18 protein-coding genes are annotated in these 16,875 nt (G+C 73.2%); 12 read left to right on the forward strand and 6 right to left on the reverse strand.

Going from position 1 to position 16,875, the window contains the following annotated elements; all coding sequences use genetic code 11:
- Positions 1-125 precede the first annotated feature (125 nt).
- From ACFVHK_RS12805 to pnuC, 3 genes are read left to right on the forward strand one after another with little or no spacing between them, the layout of a single operon-like run.
- Positions 126-2,063 carry a thioredoxin domain-containing protein gene (locus ACFVHK_RS12805; protein WP_376929130.1) on the forward strand — a complete coding sequence of 646 codons (1,938 nt, stop codon included), beginning with the start codon at positions 126-128 and terminating at the stop codon, positions 2,061-2,063.
- A gap of 27 nt (positions 2,064-2,090) precedes the next feature.
- Positions 2,091-2,513, forward strand: a complete 423-nt coding sequence (locus tag ACFVHK_RS12810; RefSeq protein WP_376929131.1) for a DUF3054 domain-containing protein — start codon at positions 2,091-2,093, stop codon at positions 2,511-2,513.
- A complete protein-coding gene (pnuC, locus tag ACFVHK_RS12815; RefSeq protein WP_376929132.1) occupies positions 2,510-3,184 on the forward strand; it encodes a nicotinamide riboside transporter PnuC in 675 nt (224 codons plus the stop codon). The genes ACFVHK_RS12810 and pnuC overlap by 4 nt, the downstream gene beginning before the upstream one ends.
- Positions 3,185-3,220: 36 nt before the next feature.
- Here the strand turns inward: pnuC and ACFVHK_RS12820 are convergent, their stop codons facing one another.
- Complete coding sequence (locus ACFVHK_RS12820; RefSeq protein ID WP_376929133.1) at positions 3,221-3,553, reverse strand: hypothetical protein; 333 nt, start codon at positions 3,551-3,553, stop codon at positions 3,221-3,223.
- A gap of 227 nt (positions 3,554-3,780) precedes the next feature.
- Here ACFVHK_RS12820 and ACFVHK_RS12825 point away from each other — a divergent pair, with 227 nt between their 5' ends.
- The 4 genes from ACFVHK_RS12825 (at position 3,781) to ACFVHK_RS12840 (ending at position 8,379) form a co-directional block, all read left to right on the forward strand.
- Complete coding sequence (locus ACFVHK_RS12825; RefSeq protein ID WP_376929134.1) at positions 3,781-5,373, forward strand: DUF7059 domain-containing protein; 1,593 nt, start codon at positions 3,781-3,783, stop codon at positions 5,371-5,373.
- Between the two features lie 52 nt (positions 5,374-5,425).
- Positions 5,426-6,382: a DnaJ domain-containing protein gene (locus tag ACFVHK_RS12830; protein ID WP_449224251.1), complete on the forward strand. Its 957-nt coding sequence runs from the start codon at positions 5,426-5,428 to the stop codon at positions 6,380-6,382.
- A gap of 79 nt (positions 6,383-6,461) precedes the next feature.
- Entirely contained in the window at positions 6,462-7,745 is a 1,284-nt protein-coding gene (locus ACFVHK_RS12835; RefSeq protein ID WP_376929135.1) for a M18 family aminopeptidase, read from the forward strand.
- Between the two features lie 124 nt (positions 7,746-7,869).
- Positions 7,870-8,379, forward strand: a complete 510-nt coding sequence (locus ACFVHK_RS12840) for a rhodanese-like domain-containing protein (protein WP_376929136.1) — start codon at positions 7,870-7,872, stop codon at positions 8,377-8,379.
- Positions 8,380-8,452: 73 nt separating this feature from the next.
- On the opposite strand, the gene ACFVHK_RS12845 is transcribed toward ACFVHK_RS12840, so the two are convergent.
- On the reverse strand, positions 8,453-8,644 hold the full coding sequence (locus ACFVHK_RS12845; protein ID WP_376929137.1) for a hypothetical protein: 192 nt from the start codon (positions 8,642-8,644) through the stop codon (positions 8,453-8,455).
- Positions 8,645-8,708: 64 nt separating this feature from the next.
- The gene (locus tag ACFVHK_RS12850) at positions 8,709-10,082 is read right to left on the reverse strand and encodes an L-serine ammonia-lyase (protein ID WP_376929138.1); all 1,374 of its coding nucleotides are present in this window, start codon (positions 10,080-10,082) and stop codon (positions 8,709-8,711) included.
- Between the two features lie 284 nt (positions 10,083-10,366).
- Between ACFVHK_RS12850 and ACFVHK_RS12855 the strand changes: the two genes are divergently transcribed.
- From ACFVHK_RS12855 to ACFVHK_RS12865, 3 genes are all read left to right on the forward strand, one after another.
- Positions 10,367-11,467 (forward strand): ThuA domain-containing protein, encoded by a 1,101-nt coding sequence (locus ACFVHK_RS12855; RefSeq protein ID WP_376929139.1) that lies wholly within the window; start codon positions 10,367-10,369, stop codon positions 11,465-11,467.
- Between the two features lie 106 nt (positions 11,468-11,573).
- Positions 11,574-12,173, forward strand: coding sequence for a GNAT family N-acetyltransferase (locus tag ACFVHK_RS12860; RefSeq protein ID WP_376929140.1), 600 nt, complete (start codon positions 11,574-11,576; stop codon positions 12,171-12,173).
- Between the two features lie 59 nt (positions 12,174-12,232).
- Entirely contained in the window at positions 12,233-12,616 is a 384-nt protein-coding gene (locus tag ACFVHK_RS12865) for an MmcQ/YjbR family DNA-binding protein (RefSeq protein ID WP_376929141.1), read from the forward strand.
- 30 nt (positions 12,617-12,646) lie between these two features.
- Here ACFVHK_RS12865 and ACFVHK_RS12870 read toward each other — a convergent pair whose 3' ends face one another.
- From ACFVHK_RS12870 to ACFVHK_RS12880, 3 genes are all read right to left on the reverse strand, one after another.
- On the reverse strand, positions 12,647-13,264 hold the full coding sequence (locus tag ACFVHK_RS12870; RefSeq protein ID WP_376929142.1) for a CoA-binding protein: 618 nt from the start codon (positions 13,262-13,264) through the stop codon (positions 12,647-12,649).
- The gene (locus tag ACFVHK_RS12875; protein ID WP_376929143.1) at positions 13,261-14,580 is read right to left on the reverse strand and encodes an O-acetylhomoserine aminocarboxypropyltransferase/cysteine synthase family protein; all 1,320 of its coding nucleotides are present in this window, start codon (positions 14,578-14,580) and stop codon (positions 13,261-13,263) included. Before ACFVHK_RS12875 ends, ACFVHK_RS12870 begins: the two co-directional genes overlap by 4 nt.
- Positions 14,581-14,656: 76 nt before the next feature.
- Complete coding sequence (locus ACFVHK_RS12880; protein ID WP_376929144.1) at positions 14,657-15,220, reverse strand: cysteine hydrolase family protein; 564 nt, start codon at positions 15,218-15,220, stop codon at positions 14,657-14,659.
- A gap of 95 nt (positions 15,221-15,315) precedes the next feature.
- On the opposite strand from ACFVHK_RS12880, the gene ACFVHK_RS12885 reads away from it, so the two are divergent.
- A complete protein-coding gene (locus ACFVHK_RS12885; protein ID WP_376929145.1) occupies positions 15,316-15,702 on the forward strand; it encodes an antibiotic biosynthesis monooxygenase family protein in 387 nt (128 codons plus the stop codon).
- Positions 15,699-16,871: an FAD-dependent oxidoreductase gene (locus ACFVHK_RS12890; RefSeq protein WP_376929146.1), complete on the forward strand. Its 1,173-nt coding sequence runs from the start codon at positions 15,699-15,701 to the stop codon at positions 16,869-16,871. The genes ACFVHK_RS12885 and ACFVHK_RS12890 overlap by 4 nt, the downstream gene beginning before the upstream one ends.
- Positions 16,872-16,875: the final 4 nt, after the last annotated feature.

Here is a 16,875-nt window from a genome sequence, read left to right on the forward strand (position 1 = left end):
TGCAGGGGCGACCCTGTGGGAGAGTAGGACACCGCCGGACACACATTCCAGAAGAGCCACCCCGAACAGGGTGGCTCTTCTGCATTTAACACCCAGCCCGGCGGGCGCGGGCATACGCTGGATCGATGGCGAATCGACTGGCCGACGCCGTGAGTCCCTACCTTCGCGCACATGCCGACAACCCCGTCGACTGGTATCCGTGGGGCGAGGAGGCCTTCGCCGATGCCCGACGCCGCGACGTCCCGGTCCTGGTGTCCATCGGCTACGCCACGTGCCACTGGTGCCACGTGATGGCTCGCGAGAGCTTCAGCGACCCGTCGATCGCCGAGCTGCTCGACGACGGCTTCGTGGCGATCAAGGTCGATCGGGAGGAGCATCCCGAGGTCGACGCGAGCTACCTGGCCGCGGCATCCGCCTTCACCCGGCAACTCGGCTGGCCGCTCACGATCTTCGCCCGCCCCGACGGCCGGGCGTTCTACGCCGGCACGTACTTCCCGCCGCGCGCGCAGCAGGGGATCCCGTCGTTCCGCGACGTGCTCGAGGCCGTCGGCGAGGCGTGGCGCGAACGCCGCGACGACCTGGACCACACCGCCGAGGCCGTCGGGGCGGCGATCGCCGCGGCATCCGTCGCCCGGACCGACGCCGGGTTGCCCGACCGGGCGGCCCTCGAGGACGCGGTGCGGGAACTCGCCGACGACGAGGACGCCGTGCACGGCGGATTCGGATCGGCGCCGAAGTTCCCCGTCGCACCCGTCCTCGGCTTCCTCGCCGCGGCCGGTGGAACGGGACGAGCGCTCGCGATCCGCACGTTGCGCAAGATGGGCGCGTCGCCGCTCCGCGACCCCGTGGAGGGCGGGTTCTTCCGCTACGCGACGCGCGAAGACTGGAGCGAGCCGCACTACGAGCGCATGCTCACCGACAACGCCCTGCTCCTCGAGGTCGCCGCAGAGCTCTCCACGGGGGACGACCGCCCGGTGTTCCTCGAGGCCCTCGCATCGGGCGTCGTCGCGTTCCTCACGGACCGGATGCAGCTGCCCGACGGCGGCTTCGCCGCGGCCCAGGACTCCGAGAGCACCATCGACGGTCGCCGCGACGAGGGCGGCTACTACCGGCGGGATGCCGCGGGCCGGGCACCCCTCGAACCTCCGGCGCTCGACGCGAAGCTCCTCACCGGGTGGAACGGGCTCGCGATCGGTGCGCTCGCGCGCGCCGGCCAGGTGTTCGGCGACGCCGCGGCGATCTCGACCGCACGACGCGCCGCGGACCGGCTCCTCGTCGACCACGTGCGCGGGGACGGAATGCTTGTGCGCGCGTCCCTCGACGGTCGCGCATCGAGTGCGCCCGCCACCCTCGAGGACACCGGGATGCTCGCCGGAGGACTCGTGCGGCTCGCCGTGGCGACGGGCGAGGCGCGCTACGCCGTCGCGGCCCGTGGGCTGGTCGACGCCGCGGCCGAGACGGCGGCCGCCCCGTCGAGTCGAAGCGCGGCGTCGGCCGAGGATGGCGAGGAGCAGGCGCACCCGCCGTTCGCCGCACCCGGTGGCGGCGACCCCGTGCTCGCCGCTCGCGGACTCGGCTTCGCCGACGACCCCGCGGAGGGGGCGACGCCGTCGGGGCTCACCGCCTGCGCCGATGCGGCATGGCGCCTCGCCGCGATCGGCGCGGGAGAGCGATACCGGGACCTGGCCGAGGCGGCCATGCGCGTGGTCGCCGGCATCGCGCCGACGCGGCCGATCGCGTTCGGCGGGGCGCTCGGCGTGATGGCTCGGCTCGCGGCGCCGCTCCTGCAGCTCGTCGTGATCGTCCCCGAGGACGTGCGCGCCACGTCGGTCGGACAGGTCCGCCCCGCGGCCGAACTGGTCGACGAGGCGCGCCGGCAGGAGGCATCCGTCACGGCCGTCGTCACCGAGGCGCAGGCCGATGCACTCGCGGAGGCCGGATTCGAGCTGTTCGCCGGGCGGACGCTGCGGGACGGCCGCGCCGCGGCCTACCGATGCCGGTCGTTCGTGTGCGCGCTGCCCGTGACGACCGCCGGCGGGCTCCGGCGGCTCGCCACCGACTAGGGGTGCCGGGCGACCTACGATGGTCGCATGCCCGCCCCCGCCTCCAGTCCCGCCGTCACGGCGGTCGTCGCCGGCGCGGTCGACGTCGTCCTCGTGGTCGCGTTCGCCGCGATCGGCCGAGGCACCCATCGCGAGGTCGTCGACGCGGTCGGCGTATGGGAGACGGCGTGGCCGTTCCTGCTTGGCCTGGCGATCGGATGGCTCGTGGTGCGCGGGTGGCGCCATCCGCTCGCCGTACGGCCGACCGGCATCGCCGCGTGGCTGGCCGCGGTGCTCGTCGGCATGCTGCTGCGCGTCGTGACGGGGTCGGGTGCGGCGTTCGCGTTCGTCATCGTCGCCACGCTGACGCTGGCCGCGTTCCTGCTCGGATGGCGGGCCGTCGCCGCACTCGTGCGGCGGGTGCGACGCGACCGCTCGGCGTCGCCCGACGGCGCGGCGGTCGCGCCGTGAACCCGATCGCGTGGCTGTTCGACGCGCAGCTGGTGATCGGCGACCAGGTCATCCTCTGGCGTGAGATCGTCGGGAACGCGTTCGGCCTGGCGTCGGCGCTCGGCGGCCTCCGCCGCAGGGTGTGGGCGTGGCCGGTCGGCATCATCGGGAACGCCCTGCTGTTCACCGTGTTCCTCGGGGCCGTGTTCGGCACGCCGAACCCGGTGAACCTGCTGGGACAGGCGGCGCGTCAGGTCATGTTCATCATCGTCTCGATCTACGGCTGGATCCAGTGGTCGCGCAACCGGCACGGTGACGCGTCAGCGCCGGCCGTGAGGCCGCGCTGGGCGACGGGCCGGGAACGCGTGCTCCTCGCCGTGCTGCTCGTCGGCGGGACGCTCGCGCTCACCCCGATCTTCCGCGCGCTCGGGTCGTTCGAGCCGGTCTGGGCCGACGCGTGGATCTTCGTCGGGTCGCTGCTCGCGACCTGGGGCATGGCGCGCGGATGGACCGAGTTCTGGCTGATCTGGGTCGCGGTCGACATCGTCGGCGTTCCGCTGCTCGTGAGCGCCGGGTTCTATGCATCGGCGCTGCTGTACCTCTTCTACGGCGTGTTCACGCTCATCGGCTTCGTCACGTGGATGCGCGTGCAGCGACGGGCGGATGCAGCGGACGCACCGGCCGCGTCCTGACCTGCCACGAACCGGGGCGGACTTCCCCGGCGGACCTCACCAGTTGGTCGGCACGCGGCCGAGCATGCTCCACACCGCGGTGCTCAGCTCGGGGTGGTCGATCGCGATGTCGCGGAGGATCTCGTACTCGAAGCGCTCGACGGCGCCGCGCCGGGCGGTCGGGTGGTAGGCGCGCGCACGCGCGGGGCTCCACCGCTCCGAGTGCAGGCGCTCCTCGCGGAGCGTCGCGACGACCTGCTCGTCGACCGAGGGCAGCTCGGGCAGGAACGCCCACGGGTCCTCCCCGAGACGGCACCGCAGTTCGATGAGTGCGGAGAGTTCGTCTCGCGCGTCCTGTCGCAGGCGCTCGAGCGTGGTCGGCTCTGCCATGTGCGACCTCCCCTCGCTCGTCCGATGGTAACCGACGGTACTTGGCGCGTGTGTCGTGCGGGTTACACGCCCCTGCGCCGCGTGGACGCGCGGTGACGCGCAGGCGGCGAGCGGAGGACGCGGCGACGACGCGTGGGCGACCGCAAGGTGAACACGTCCGCCCGGCGAGCTCGCCGGAGGTCGGGCGGCTCCGACGGACGCCCGATCGCGACTGGTTGAATACCAGCGTGAGCACACCCGCGGGCCACCCCGACCACACGCACGACGACGAGGCGGCGAAGGCGCTCGCGGGCGACCTCGACGCCGCGGGCTACACGGTCGCAGCGATCGAATCGCTCTGGGAGCGCGGTGCCGCCGAGACGTCCACCCATCCCGGCGCGGCGCTCCGCCGTGGCCACCGCGTCCCCGCCCTGCGCGCGCTCGCGCACGTCGGGGCCGACGAGCGCTCGCTGGCGACGCTCGTGCGGTGCTTCCTGCTCGGCGTGCCCGTGGCATCCGTCGACCTCGCCGCAGCACTGCCGGGCCTCGGCGCCGCCCGGGCCGAGGCGCTCGGCATGGTGCGCCTCGAGGGCGACCAGGCGGTGCCGGTCATGGACCTGCGTCCCTACGCGTTCACCGACGCCGCCGGGAGCGGGGAGTGGTGGATCGCATCGGACCCCGGGGAGATGACGACCGGTGGCGCACTGCCCGAGGAGTACGTGCTCGGCGTGGGCGGCGCGTCGATGACGCTGAGCGGCCTCCTGCTGCAGCGGCCGACCGCGACCGCGTTCGACCTGGGCACGGGGTGCGGGATCCAGGCGATGCACGCGTCGCGCTTCAGCGACCGCGTCATCGCGAGCGACATCTCGGCGCGGGCGCTGCGCTTCGCGCGGCTGAACGCCGCGCTCAACGGCATCGACGGCATCGACTTCCGGCTCGGCAGCCTCTACGAACCGCTCGGCGGCGAGCAGGTGGATCGCATCGTGTCGAACCCGCCCTTCGTGATCACGCCTCGCCGCGACGGGGTCCCGGCGTACGACTACCGCGACGGCGGGCTGGTGGGCGACGCCATCGTCGAAGCGGTCGTCGGAGGCGCCGCCGGCCACCTCGCACCCGGCGGGATCGCGCAGCTGCTCGGGAACTGGGAGTACCGTCGCGCCGGCGACGACCTCGCCGACGGGCTCGAACGCGTCGCCGGGTGGGCTGCCGAGGCGGGACTCGAGTACTGGATCGTCGAGCGCGAGCGCCAGGATCCCAGCGAGTACGCCGTGACGTGGATCCGCGACGGCGGGACGCGGCCGGGCACGCCCGAGTTCGAGGCGCTGCACGGCGCGTGGCTCGAGGACTTCGCGGCTCGCGCGGTCGAGTCCGTCGGCTTCGGCTACGTCCTGCTGCGCAGGCCGGCCGACGGACGCGCGCCGGCCCTCGGGCGCGCCGAACGGCTGCACGGACCGCTCGGCGACGTCTCGGGCGGGCTCGCCGCCCACCTCGAGGCGTGCCTCGCGGCAGCCGACCTCGTCGGGGCGCTCGACGACGGCGCCCTCCGCGCGCTGCGCCTCGCGGTCGCCGGGGACGTGACCGAGGAGCGCCACCACTGGCCGGGCGCCGAGCAGCCGACCGTGATCCTGCTGCGACAGGGCGGCGGCTTCGGGCGGGTCGTCGATGCGGGCACGGGCCTCGCGGCGCTCGTCGGGGCGGCCGACGGCGAACTGCCGCTCGGCGTGCTCGTCGACGCGATCGCCGACCTGCTCGAGGTCGACCGCGGCGAACTGTGGGACGAGCTCGCGCCCGCGACGCGCGAGCTCGTCGCGGGCGGGATGCTGCGGCCCGTCGTCGACTGAGGCGGCCTCGGAGGCGGCGCACGGCGAGATCCCCGATGGCGGCGGTATCCTCGTGGCTGCCACCGAAAGCGAGCCCATGCCCGACTCCCCACTGTCCGATTCGCCCTACGAGGTGCTCGGCGTCGCCTCCGATGCGGATGCCGCGGCGCTGCGCCTCGCGTACCGTCGAGCGCTGCGCCACGCGCACCCCGACACGGGCGGCGATGCCACGCGGTTCCACGCCGTGCAACGCGCCTGGGAACTCGTCGGCACCCCGGAGGCGCGCGCGGCGTTCGATCGCGGGTCCGGCGGCGGAATGGCGGAGCCCCAGCACGAGGCGTGGGCGCCGTCGGCGCCCCGCCCCCGCCGCGACTCGCGGCCGATGGCGCGCGCCTACGGGCACCCGGGCGGGTGGACGCGCGAGCGCTACCTCGACCTCATCCGGGAGTGGGCGGGCCGTGGCGTGACCGTCGACGACCCCTACGACGCCTCGCTCGTGCGCTCGGCGCCGCGGGACATCCGCCACGTGCTCGCCGACGCGCTCGCCGAGGAGGAGACCGCGCGTTCGCTCGCGACGCTCGGCATCGCGTACACGGTGTGGCACGACATCGCGACGGATGCCGCGGGCCCCGGCTTCCCGCCCAAGCTCGACCACCTGGTGTTGGGCCCGACCGGGCTCATCGCGATCCAGTCAGAGGACTGGGGCGGACCGGTCGCGTTCAAGCGCGGCGAGCTCATCGGCGAGGCGCTCGCGGGGGAGCGGCCCATCCGGTTGCTCGCGGCGCGCGCGAAGTCGGTCACGCGTGCGGCGCGCGTGAAGCCGACCGCGCTCGTGGTGGTCGTGCCCGACGAGTACGCGAGCGCACCGCTCGAGGTCGGGGGATCGGTGCGGGGCGCAGCGGTCGCGCTCGTGCGCCGGTCGCGACTCGCGAGCGCGATCCGCGAGGGCATCCCCGGGTCGCCCGTCCTCGGCGGTGCGGACGTCATGGAGATCCGCGCGCGGCTGCAGGCGGCCATCCGGTTCGCCTGAGCGTCGCCGTCAGTGTCGCTGTCGTCGTCGTCCGCGGCCGCGGTCCGGGGCATCCGTCGAGGTTTGCGAAGATGGAGGGATGGGCACCCCTGACGTCGACGCGTACATCGAGGACTTCACCGGGTTCGTGACGGCATCGCCGTCGTCGTACCACGCGGCCGAGGAGGTGGCCCGCCGCCTCGAGGAGGCCGGCTTCGAGCGCCTCGACGAGCGCGACGCCTGGCCGAGCGGTCCGGGGCGTCGGGTGGTCGTCCGCGACGGAGCCGTGATCGCCTGGGTGGAGCCCGAGGGCGCGCAGGCGACGACCCCGTTCCGGATCCTCGGCGCGCACACCGACTCGCCGTCGTTCAAGCTCAAGCCGAACCCCTCGAGCGCGGCCGCCGGACTCTCCCAGGCGAACGTCGAGGTCTACGGCGGCCCGCTGCTGAACTCCTGGCTCGACCGCGAGCTGCGACTCGCCGGCCGCCTCGCCACTCGCGACGGCGCGACCCACCTCGTCGAGACGGGTCCGCTGCTGCGCATCCCGCAGCTCGCCGTGCACCTGGACCGCGGGGTCAACGCCGACGGGCTCACGCTCGACAAGCAGCGCCACGTGCAGCCGATCTGGGGTGTGGAGACGAGCGGCGAACCGACCGACGTCGTCGCCCACCTCGCCGCGATCGCCGGGGTCGATCCCGAGGAGGTGGTCGGGCACGACGTGCTCGTCGCCGACGCGGCGGCGCCCGCCCGATTCGGTCGCGGAGACGTGTTCCTCGCCTCCGGACGCATGGACAACCTCACGTCGGTGCACGCGGGACTCACCGCGATCCTCGGCGCGCCCGACGACGCCGGCCACATCAGCGTGCTCGCCGCCTTCGACCACGAGGAGCTCGGATCCGAGTCGAGGTCGGGTGCGAGCGGCCCCTTCCTCGCGGACGTCCTGGCCCGTATCGGCGCCGGCCTCGGCGCCGGCGTCGAGGACCGCCGCCGCGCGTTCGCCGCATCGTGGCACGTGTCAAGCGACGCCGGTCACGCCGTGCACCCGAACTACCCGGAGCGCCACGATCCCGTGAACCGTCCGGTGCTCGGCGGCGGGCCGCTGCTGAAGCTGAACGCGAACCAGCGCTACGCGACGGATGCCGCCGGGTCGGCGCTCTGGGCTGCGGCGTGCGTCGCAGCCGGCGTGCCCACGCAGGAGTTCGTGTCGAACAACGCGATCCCCTGCGGCTCGACCATCGGGCCGCTCACGGCGACCCGCCTGGGGATCCGCACCGTCGACGTCGGCCCGCCGCTGCTCTCGATGCACTCGGCACGGGAACTCGCGCACGTCGAGGACCTGGCCGCGCTCGGTGCGGCGATCGGAGCCTACTTCCGCGGCGCGTGATGCCGCCCGCCGGAGACGCCGGCCGCGCTCCGGCCACCCGAGCCCGTCGGATCTGGCGGGATGTCGCGCAACTCGGGCCGGATTCGCGCCCGGCGCCCGACGCGGCCGGTGGGAGCATCGGAGCATGACGAACACGACCGCCCCCGTGCCCGCCGCTGCCGCGGCATCCGCCGTCGGGATCTTCGCCGACGTCGCCACGCCCGAGGACGCCGTGCGCCACTTCCGTGCGCGACTCGGCTTCGAGACCGACGTGTCCGACGTCTCGGCGGCGCTCGGCGCCCCCGACCCGGGCTTCGTGCTGGTCGACACGCGCAGCGAGGCCGCGTGGGCTGCGGGTCGCATACCCGGCGCGGTACACGTGCCCGGCCGTCGCATCGCGGAGGTCGCGCCGACCCGGTTCGCGTCGGGGACGCCGGTCGTCGTCTACTGCTGGGGCCCCGGATGCAACGGCGCGACCCGTGCGGCGCTCGCGTTCGCGAGCCTCGGGCACCCCGTGAAGGAGATGCTCGGCGGATTCGAGTACTGGGTGCGCGAGGGGTTCGAGGTCGAGCGGGACGGGGTGCGCGAACGGCGCGCAGTCGACACGCTGACCAACGTGGCGACCGGAGCACCGGTCGTCGAATGCGCCTGTTAGGGGGACACGGGCGTCGCGCGACGTGTCGGCCTCGCGCGTGCGGCCGGCCGGCCGGGCAGGGCTGCGCGCCCGATCAGCGCAGCGGGCCGCGCCGCTGTTCCAGCCAGAGCGTGTGCTCGCGAAGGCCGTTGCGCACCGCCGCCTTGATGATGAGATAGCCGATCCAGATGCTCAGGGCGATGAAGGCGAGGTAGATGAGCGAGCCGATGACGAGCACGGCGACGCTCTGGCCCATCAGCAGGCCGGGGTCGATGTTCGGGTCCACCCGGCTACCTTCCCAGAATCGCGGGGCACCCCGTAAGCGACCCATCCGGGGGACACGACCCCGATCAGCACTCGATGACGTTCACGGCGAGGCCGCCCTCGCTCGTCTCCTTGTACTTCGACATCATGTCGATCCCGGTCTGGCGCATGGTCTCGATCACGGTGTCGAGCGAGACGATGTGCGTGCCGTCGCCGTGCAGGGCGAGGCGCGCGGCCGACACTGCGGTCGACGCGGCGATCGCGTTCCGTTCGATGCACGGCACCTGGACGAGCCCCGCGACGGGGTCGCAGGTGAGTCCGAGGTGGTGCTCCATGGCGATCTCCGCCGCGTTCTCGATCTGCTGCGGCGTGCCGCCGAGCACGGCGCAGAGCCCGCCGGCCGCCATCGCGCAGGCCGAGCCGACCTCCGCCTGGCATCCGCCCTCCGCCCCCGAGATCGAGGCGTTCTTCTTCACCAGGCTCGCGATCGCGGACGCGGTCAGCAGGTAGCGGCGGATGCCCTCGCGGTCGGCGCCGGGCACGTACTTCAGGTAGTAGTGGCCGACCGCGGGGATGATCCCGGCCGCTCCGTTCGTCGGCGCGGTCACGACGCGGCCGCCCGAGGCGTTCTCCTCGTTGACGGCGAGTGCGAAGGCGTGCAGCCACTCCGTCGACGTGTCGCGGACGTGCTCGTCGCGGTCGTACTCCTCGAGCCGGCGACGCACCTCGGGCGCGCGGCGCTTCACGCGAAGCCCGCCGGGGAGCGTGCCCTCGGTGGCGAGACCGTTCGCCACGCACTCGGCCATGGCGTCCCAGATCGCATCGAGGCCGGCGACGATGCCCTCCTCGCCGTGCACGGCGACCTCGTTCCGCCAGGCGACGTCGCAGAGGCTCACGCTGTGCTCGTCGCAGAGCGCGAGCAGCTCCGCCGCGGTCGAGTAGGGCAGCGGATGCCGCAGCGCCTCGGCCTGCTCGGGCGCGTCGCCGTCGCGGCGGATGAAGCCGCCGCCGACCGAGTAGTACGTCTCCTCGGCGATGGGCAGAGCGTCGTCGTCGCCCCATGCCTGCAGGGTGAGCGCGTTCGGGTGTCCGGGGAGCCGCGTGCGGGGCTCGAGGCTGACGTCGGACTGGGACATCCGCACGCCGTGGCGACCTGCGAGCAGGACCTCGGCGCCGTCGCCGAGCCGGGCCCATGCGCTGCGGACGTCGTCGGGGTCGCAGTCGTGGGGGGCGAGGCCGCCGAGGCCGGCGACCACGGCGTCGGGCGTGCCGTGCCCGAGTCCCGTCGCTCCGAGCGAACCGTAGAGGGAGCAGGTGATGCGGCGCACGCGTTCGAGGCGCCCGTCCTCGGCGAGTCCCTCGGCGAAGACGCGGGCGGCCCGCATGGGTCCGACCGTGTGGGAACTCGAGGGGCCGACGCCGATCGAGAACAGGTCGAGGGCTGAGACGAACGCTGTCACCCCTCAAGGCTACGTCGCAGCACGCGCAGGCATTCGCCGTGGATTCGAAGAATCGTGCGTCGCCCTCGCCCGTGGCCGTCGGAATGCACCGTTGCCGAGCCCCTAGGCACTTTTGAACCCGGCACCGACAAAAGATGCAGTGCGAATGCACAGGTATCGACGAAAGGCATTGACATCTGCGACCGGCGGCGCATAGTGTCGGACCCGCAATATGTCGCCTGACGCAACATATTCACGGCCTCAGGCGATCTCGGAAACGGTCCACTCGAAGGGGAGAACGACCCATGAACCAACCTGCCAAGCTCGCCGTCACAGGGCTCTGCGCCGTCGGCCTGACCCTCGGCCTCGGCATCGCCGCGGCCCCCGCCCAAGCGGACGACGACTACGAGGTGCTCGTCGTCGGCGAGACGCTCGGCTTCCGTCACTCGCACATCGACGACACCACCAACGCGATCATCGCCCTCGGCGCGGAGCACGGCTTCGAGGTCGACGTCTGGGACCCGCCGCAGGGCAACTCGCCGGGCCAGCCCGCGCTGACCCTCCCCAGCTCGCCGTTCACCACGGCGGAGGACCTCTCGAAGTACGCGACGATCATCTTCGCCTCCCCGGTGGATGCGACGAACAACCTCGACCCGAATCGGCCGCGGCTGCTGAACGACACCGAGCTCGCGGCCTTCCAGGGCTACATCCGCGCCGGTGGCGGCTACGTCGGACTCCACGCCGCGACCGACTCCATGCACACCGTGCCCTGGTACAGCGAACTGACCGGCGGAAGCGCCCGCTTCCGCAACCACCCGGCCCAGCAGACCGCGACCATGCGGGTCGAGAGCCCGACCCACCCCTCGACCGAGATGCTGCCCGCGGAGTGGGTGCGCTACGACGAGTGGTACAACTTCACGACCAACCCGCGCGACGACGTGCACGTGCTGATCACGCTCGACGAGTCGACGTACAACCCGGGCTTCGGCAGGATGGGCGCCGACCACCCGATCGCGTGGTGCCACAACTTCGAGGGCGGCCGCTCCTGGTACGAGGGCGCGGGGCACGTGGATGCGGCCTGGTCCGACCCGCTCTTCCTCAGCCACATCCTCGGCGGCATCGAATGGACCGCGGGCGTCGTCGAGGGCGGCGGCGACTGCGTGACGTTCGGCGAGGTCGGGGGAGTGCTCGACGGGCTCGCGGACGGATCGATGCGCGCCGAGATGCTCGGCAGCGGCGTGGGCGAGTACCTCGCCGAGGCAGAGGTCGCCGCTGACTCCGGCGACCACGAGGCCGCCGTTGCGATCCTCCGCCAGGCGCACGGAAAGGCGCACGGCCTGCAGGACGACGTGCTCGTCGCGAAGATCGGCGACCTCATCGAGTGGCAGGTCGGACTCACGGGCTGACGCCGGGCTGCCGTCGCGGACGGCCGGGGATCGATGGACCCCGGCCGTTCGTGCGTCCCGCCGCCGCTCGGTCGGGGCTCAGGCGGCCACGCGTAGGCTGGTGCGGATGCCCACGACCGACGCCATCCCGACGTTCCGCCCGCCCGCCTCGACCGCCGACGGGCTGGTCGTGCGCCGCATGCGCGACCACGAGGCTCCGCGAGTCGGACGACTGGTCCGCGATGCGTACGCAGGCGACTACGAGCTCACCGAGGCCTACCTCGACGAGATCGAGGCCGTCGGCGAGCGCGCCCGCGAACACGAGGTCTGGGTCGCGGTCGACGCCGGCACCGGGGCGCTGCTCGGCACCGTGACCACGCCGCGCCCCGGGCGGCGCATGTCCGCCGTCGCACGACACGAGGACGAGCTCGACTTCAGGTTCCTCGGTGTCTCTGCCGACGCGCGCGGCCGCGGCGTCGGCGAAGTGGTCGTGCGGCACGTCATGGCGCTCGCTGCCAGTCGCGGCATCCGTCGCGTCGTGCTCAACACGGGCGAGCAGATGCGGCCGGCCCGACGTCTCTACGAGCGGATGGGCTTCGAGCGGCTCGAGGACCGCGAGTTCACGTTCGAGCGCCCCGACGGCACGCCGGTGCACATCCTGGCGTACGGGATCGACGTACCCGGCGCCACCGGCGGTCCGGCCGTCGCCACGGCTCCGGCGGCGTGACCGCGTCGCTCGTGTGACCGCCCCGGCCGGCTGACGGTGCGGCGCCGTACCCTCGGAGCGTGGCCACCATCGACGACCTCCGCCGCACCGCCGCCGAGCTGCCCGGAAGCGAGGAGCGCGCGACGACGGGCGGCGCGGCCTGGTTCGTCCGCCGGAAGCTGTTCGCGTGGGAGTGCCATCCGTGGCCCAGCATCCCCGCCGACATGCGCGCGATCATCGCGGCCGAGCCCGTCGTGGGGGTGAAGGTCGCCGATCGCGTCGACGCCCTCGCCCTGGTCCAGATGGCGCCCGACGTGTTCCTCCGCACGACCACGAGCTGGGGTGAGCCGAAGGTCGCGTTCCGCCTCGCCGCCATCGACCCGGCCCACCTCGCCGAACTGGTGACCGAGGCCTGGCGCGTGCAGGCGCCGAAGTACCTCCGCGCCGAGTACGACGCGCGATGAGCGATCGGACGGCGCCGCTGGGAGGTCGCGTCAGCGTCCGCCGCGACGGCTCGTGATCTGCCCGGTGTCGAAGCCCAGGAGGTGCAGCCCGCCGTGGAAGCGCGCGTGCTCGACCTTGATGCAGCGGTCCATGACGACCGTGAGGCCCTGCTCCTCGCCGTAGTAGGCGGCCTGCTCGTTCCAGATGCCGAGCTGGACCCAGATCGTCTTCGCGCCGACGGCGACGACCTCGTCGACGACGGAGGGGATGTCGCTGCCGCGCCGGAACACCACGACGATGTCGGGCACCTCGGGCAGGTCACGCAGGCTCGCGTACGCCGGCTGCCCGAGGATCTCGGTCTCGTTCGGGTTCACGAAGTAGACCCGGTAGTCGCTCGACTGCTGCAGGTAGGTGCCCACGAAGTAGCTCGAGCGCTGCGGCTTCGGCGAGGCGCCGACGATCGCGATCGACCTCGCGGCGTTCAGGATGCGCAGTCGCTGCTTCGCGTCGGGCCCGATCCACGTGCGCTGCGACTTCAGCAGCTTCGCGAGCGGCGAGGTCGCGGGCAGCTCGCACGAGAGCCCGTTGACGAGTCGGACGGTCTCGACGTCGGATGCCGCGGCATCCGCCTCGGTCGTCGTCGCGTCGGTGTCGCTCGCGATGCTCATCGCGCGCCTCCCACGGTGGTCAGGACGCGGTCGCGCGTCGCAGCGGTCAGGGCCTGGTCGAGGTCGGCGATGATGTCCTCGACGTCCTCGATGCCCACCGAGAGGCGGATGACGCCGGGCAGCACACCCGCGTCGACGAGCTGCTGGTCGGTGAGCTGCGCGTGCGTGGTCGACGCGGGGTGGATGATCAGCGTCTTCGCGTCGCCGATGTTCGCGAGGTGGCTCGCCAGGTTCACCGACTCGATGAGCTTCTGGCCGACCTGGCGGCCGCCCTTCACCTCGAAGCTGAACACCGAGCCCGGGCCCTTGGGGAGGTACTTGCCCGCGCGCTCGAAGTGCGGGTGGTCGGGCAGTCCCGCCCAGAAGACGCGCTCGATGCGCGGGTCGGCGTCGAGCCACTCCGCGACGGCGCGCGCGTTGTCGATGTGCGCCTGGATGCGGTACGGCAGCGTCTCGACGCCCTGGGCGAGGAGGAACGCCGAGTGCGGCGCGAGCGCCGGCCCGATGTCGCGCAGCTGCTCGGCCCGGAGCCGGGTGAGGAAGGCGTACTCGCCGAAGTTGCCCGACCACTGCAGGCCGCCGTAGCTCGGCACCGGCTCGCCGAAGAGCGGGAACTTCTCGGAGTGCCAGTCGAAGCGGCCCGACTCGACGACCACGCCGCCGAGCGTCGTGCCGTGCCCGCCGAGGAACTTCGTCGCCGAGTGCGTCACGAGGTCGGCGCCCCACTCGATCGGGCGGTTCAGGTACGGCGTCGCGATCGTCGAGTCGACGATCAGCGGGATCCCGTGGGCGTGCGCCACGTCGGCGAGCCCCTCGAGGTCGGCGATCTCACCCGACGGGTTCGCGACGGTCTCGACGAAGATCGCCTTGGTGCGCTCGGTGATCGCGGGCGCGTAGTCGGCCGGCTCGGACGATCGGATGAACGTGGTCTCGACGCCGAAGCGGCGGAGCGTGACATCCAGCTGCGTGATCGAGCCGCCGTACAGGTTCGCGGATGCCACGATGTGGTCGCCGCTGCCGGCGAGGCTCGCGAAGGTGATGTACTGCGCCGACAGCCCGCTCGCGGTCGCGACCGCGCCGAGGCCGCCCTCGAGGCTCGCGACGCGCTCCTCGAACGCCGCGACCGTGGGGTTCGCCAGCCGCGAGTAGATGTTGCCGTACTTCTGCAGCGCGAAGCGCGCGGCGGCATCCGCCGTGTCGTCGAAGACGAACGCGCTCGACTGGTAGATCGGGAGCGCGCGGGCGCCCGCCTCGGCGTCGGGGATGTTTCCCGCGTGGATGGCGCGGGTCTTGAAGCCGTATTCGCGGTCTGCCATGGGGACACGGTAGTCCGGTGTTCCGCCGCATCCGCACCCGGCCGTAACGCAGGGCAACGGATGCCGCCGCCGGAGCCTAGCCGCCGAGCACGTCGTCGGTGGTGACGACGCGTGCGAAGCCGCCGCCGTCGAGGTTCACCGCGGTCGCGCGGGCGAGCTCGGCGGCGGTGAGGCGGATCCCGCCCGGACCCGCCATCGCGAACGTGTGCGTCGCGTCGATCGGCAGCACGACGTCGTAGCCGAGGTTGCCCGCCATCCGGGCGGTGGTCTCGACGCACTGGTTCGTCTGGATGCCGCAGACCACGAGCTGGCGGATGCCGCGCTCGCCCAGCCATGCGTGCAGGTCGGGGTCGCCGTAGAAGGCCGAGTTCACGTGCTTCGTGACGAAGAGGTCGTGCGGGGCGTCGGCGACGACGGGCTTCAGCGCGTTGCCGGGCGTCTCCGCCGCGAGCGGCGAGCCGGGCTCGCGCGAGTCGTGGCGGACGAGCACGATCGGCCGCGAGGCATCCGCCCACCCGTCGACGAGCCGTGCGATGTTCGCCTCGGCATCGGGGTTGTCGCGCTCGCCCCAGTACGCGGGGTCGTCGAATCCCTGCTGCACGTCGATCACGATCAGGGCGGCGGTGTCGTCGAGGTCCATGCCTCCATCGTCGCGCGGCGACCCGGCGCGGGCGTCGCCGCCGGCTGCCATTCCACCGCGCGCGGCTGCCAACGGTGCGCGGTAGCGTGGCCCGCGTGATCCTGGAGCACGCGATCCTGCCCGTCGTCCCCGGCCGCGAGGACGAGTTCGAGGCCGCCTTCGCCGAGGCGCGGACCATCATCTCCGGCATGCCCGGCTTCGTCGCCCTGACGCTGTCGCGCTCGATCGAGACGCCGAACGCCTACCTGCTGCTCGTGCACTGGGAGCGGCTCGAGGACCACGACCCCGGCTTCCGCGAGGCGCCGGAGTACGGCCGCTGGCGCGAACTGCTGCACGGCTACTACGAGCCGTTCCCGGTCGTCGAGCACTTCCGGCAGGTGGCTTCGACCGGGATGTCGTCAGAATCTGCGGGTGCGGAGGATCGCGAACCCGCAGATACCGACGGCATCCACCCGACCTCCGCGGCGGCGGCGACGCGATGAGCGGCGTCACCCGCGTCGAGACCGTCGTCGTCGGCGGCGGGGCGATGGGGGCGGCGACCGCGTGGCAGCTCGCGCGGCGTGGCCGCGACGTCGTGCTGCTCGAACGGTACGAGCCGGGGCACCGCAACGGCGCGTCGCACGGCGCCTCCCGGAACTTCAACGTCGGGTACGCCGACCCGGCCTACGTCGCGATGCTCGTCGAGGCGCTGCCGCTCTGGCGCGAGCTCGAGGCGGAGGCGCGAACGCCCCTGCTCGAGCTCGTCGGGGTCGCGAACCACGGCCCCGCCGCGCACTTCGACGCGGTCCACGCCGCCCTCACCGCGGCCGGGATCCCGTCGGAGTTCCTGCCGGTCGACGAGGCGTCGCGCCGGTGGCCGGGCATCCGCTTCGACACGCGGGTCCTCTTCAACGAGCGGGCGGGGCGGGTGAACGCGGATGCCGCGATCGCCGCGCTGCACGCGACCGCCGCCGCCGCCGGCGCCGACGTCCGGCACCGGACGCGGGCCACGCGGATCGAGACCCTCGGCGAGGATCGCGTGCGCGTGGCATCCGTCGACCCTGACGGCGTCGAGCAGGTCGTCGAGGCTCGGACGGCCGTCGTGACGCTCGGCGCGTGGACCACGAGGTTCGTCGACGGACTCGCGCTGCCGCCGCTCGTCGTCACGCAGGAGGGGCCCGCCCACTTCGCGGTGCGCGACGAGTCGATGCCGTGGCCGAGCTACAACCACTTCCCGGGTGCGGCGGCCGACGGGTACGGCTACTGGCGCTCGCCCGTCTACGGCATGCTCACGCCGGGCGAGGGCGTGAAGGCAGGATGGCACGGGGTCGGGCCGGTCGTCGATCCCGACGCGCGCGACTTCCTCCCCGTGCCCGACCAGCTGGCCGACCTGCAGCGCTACGCGCGGGACTGGCTGCCCGGCGTCGACGCCGACGCCGCGACGCCGATCAGCTGCACGTACACCACCACGCCCGACGAGCACTTCGTGCTCGACCGCATCGGACCGATCGTCGTCGGCGCCGGCTTCTCGGGGCACGGCTTCAAGTTCACGCCCGTGGTCGGGCGGATCCTCGCCGACCTCGCCGACGGGTCGGGGCCCGCGCCGTCGCGGTTCGCTGCCGGGCGCGCGGCCCAGCCGGACGGCTCGCCGACAGGGCTCGCCGGGACCTGATCCT

Origin of the sequence: Agromyces binzhouensis, assembly GCF_042672355.1 — a bacterium.
GTDB lineage: Bacteria > Actinomycetota > Actinomycetes > Actinomycetales > Microbacteriaceae > Agromyces > Agromyces binzhouensis.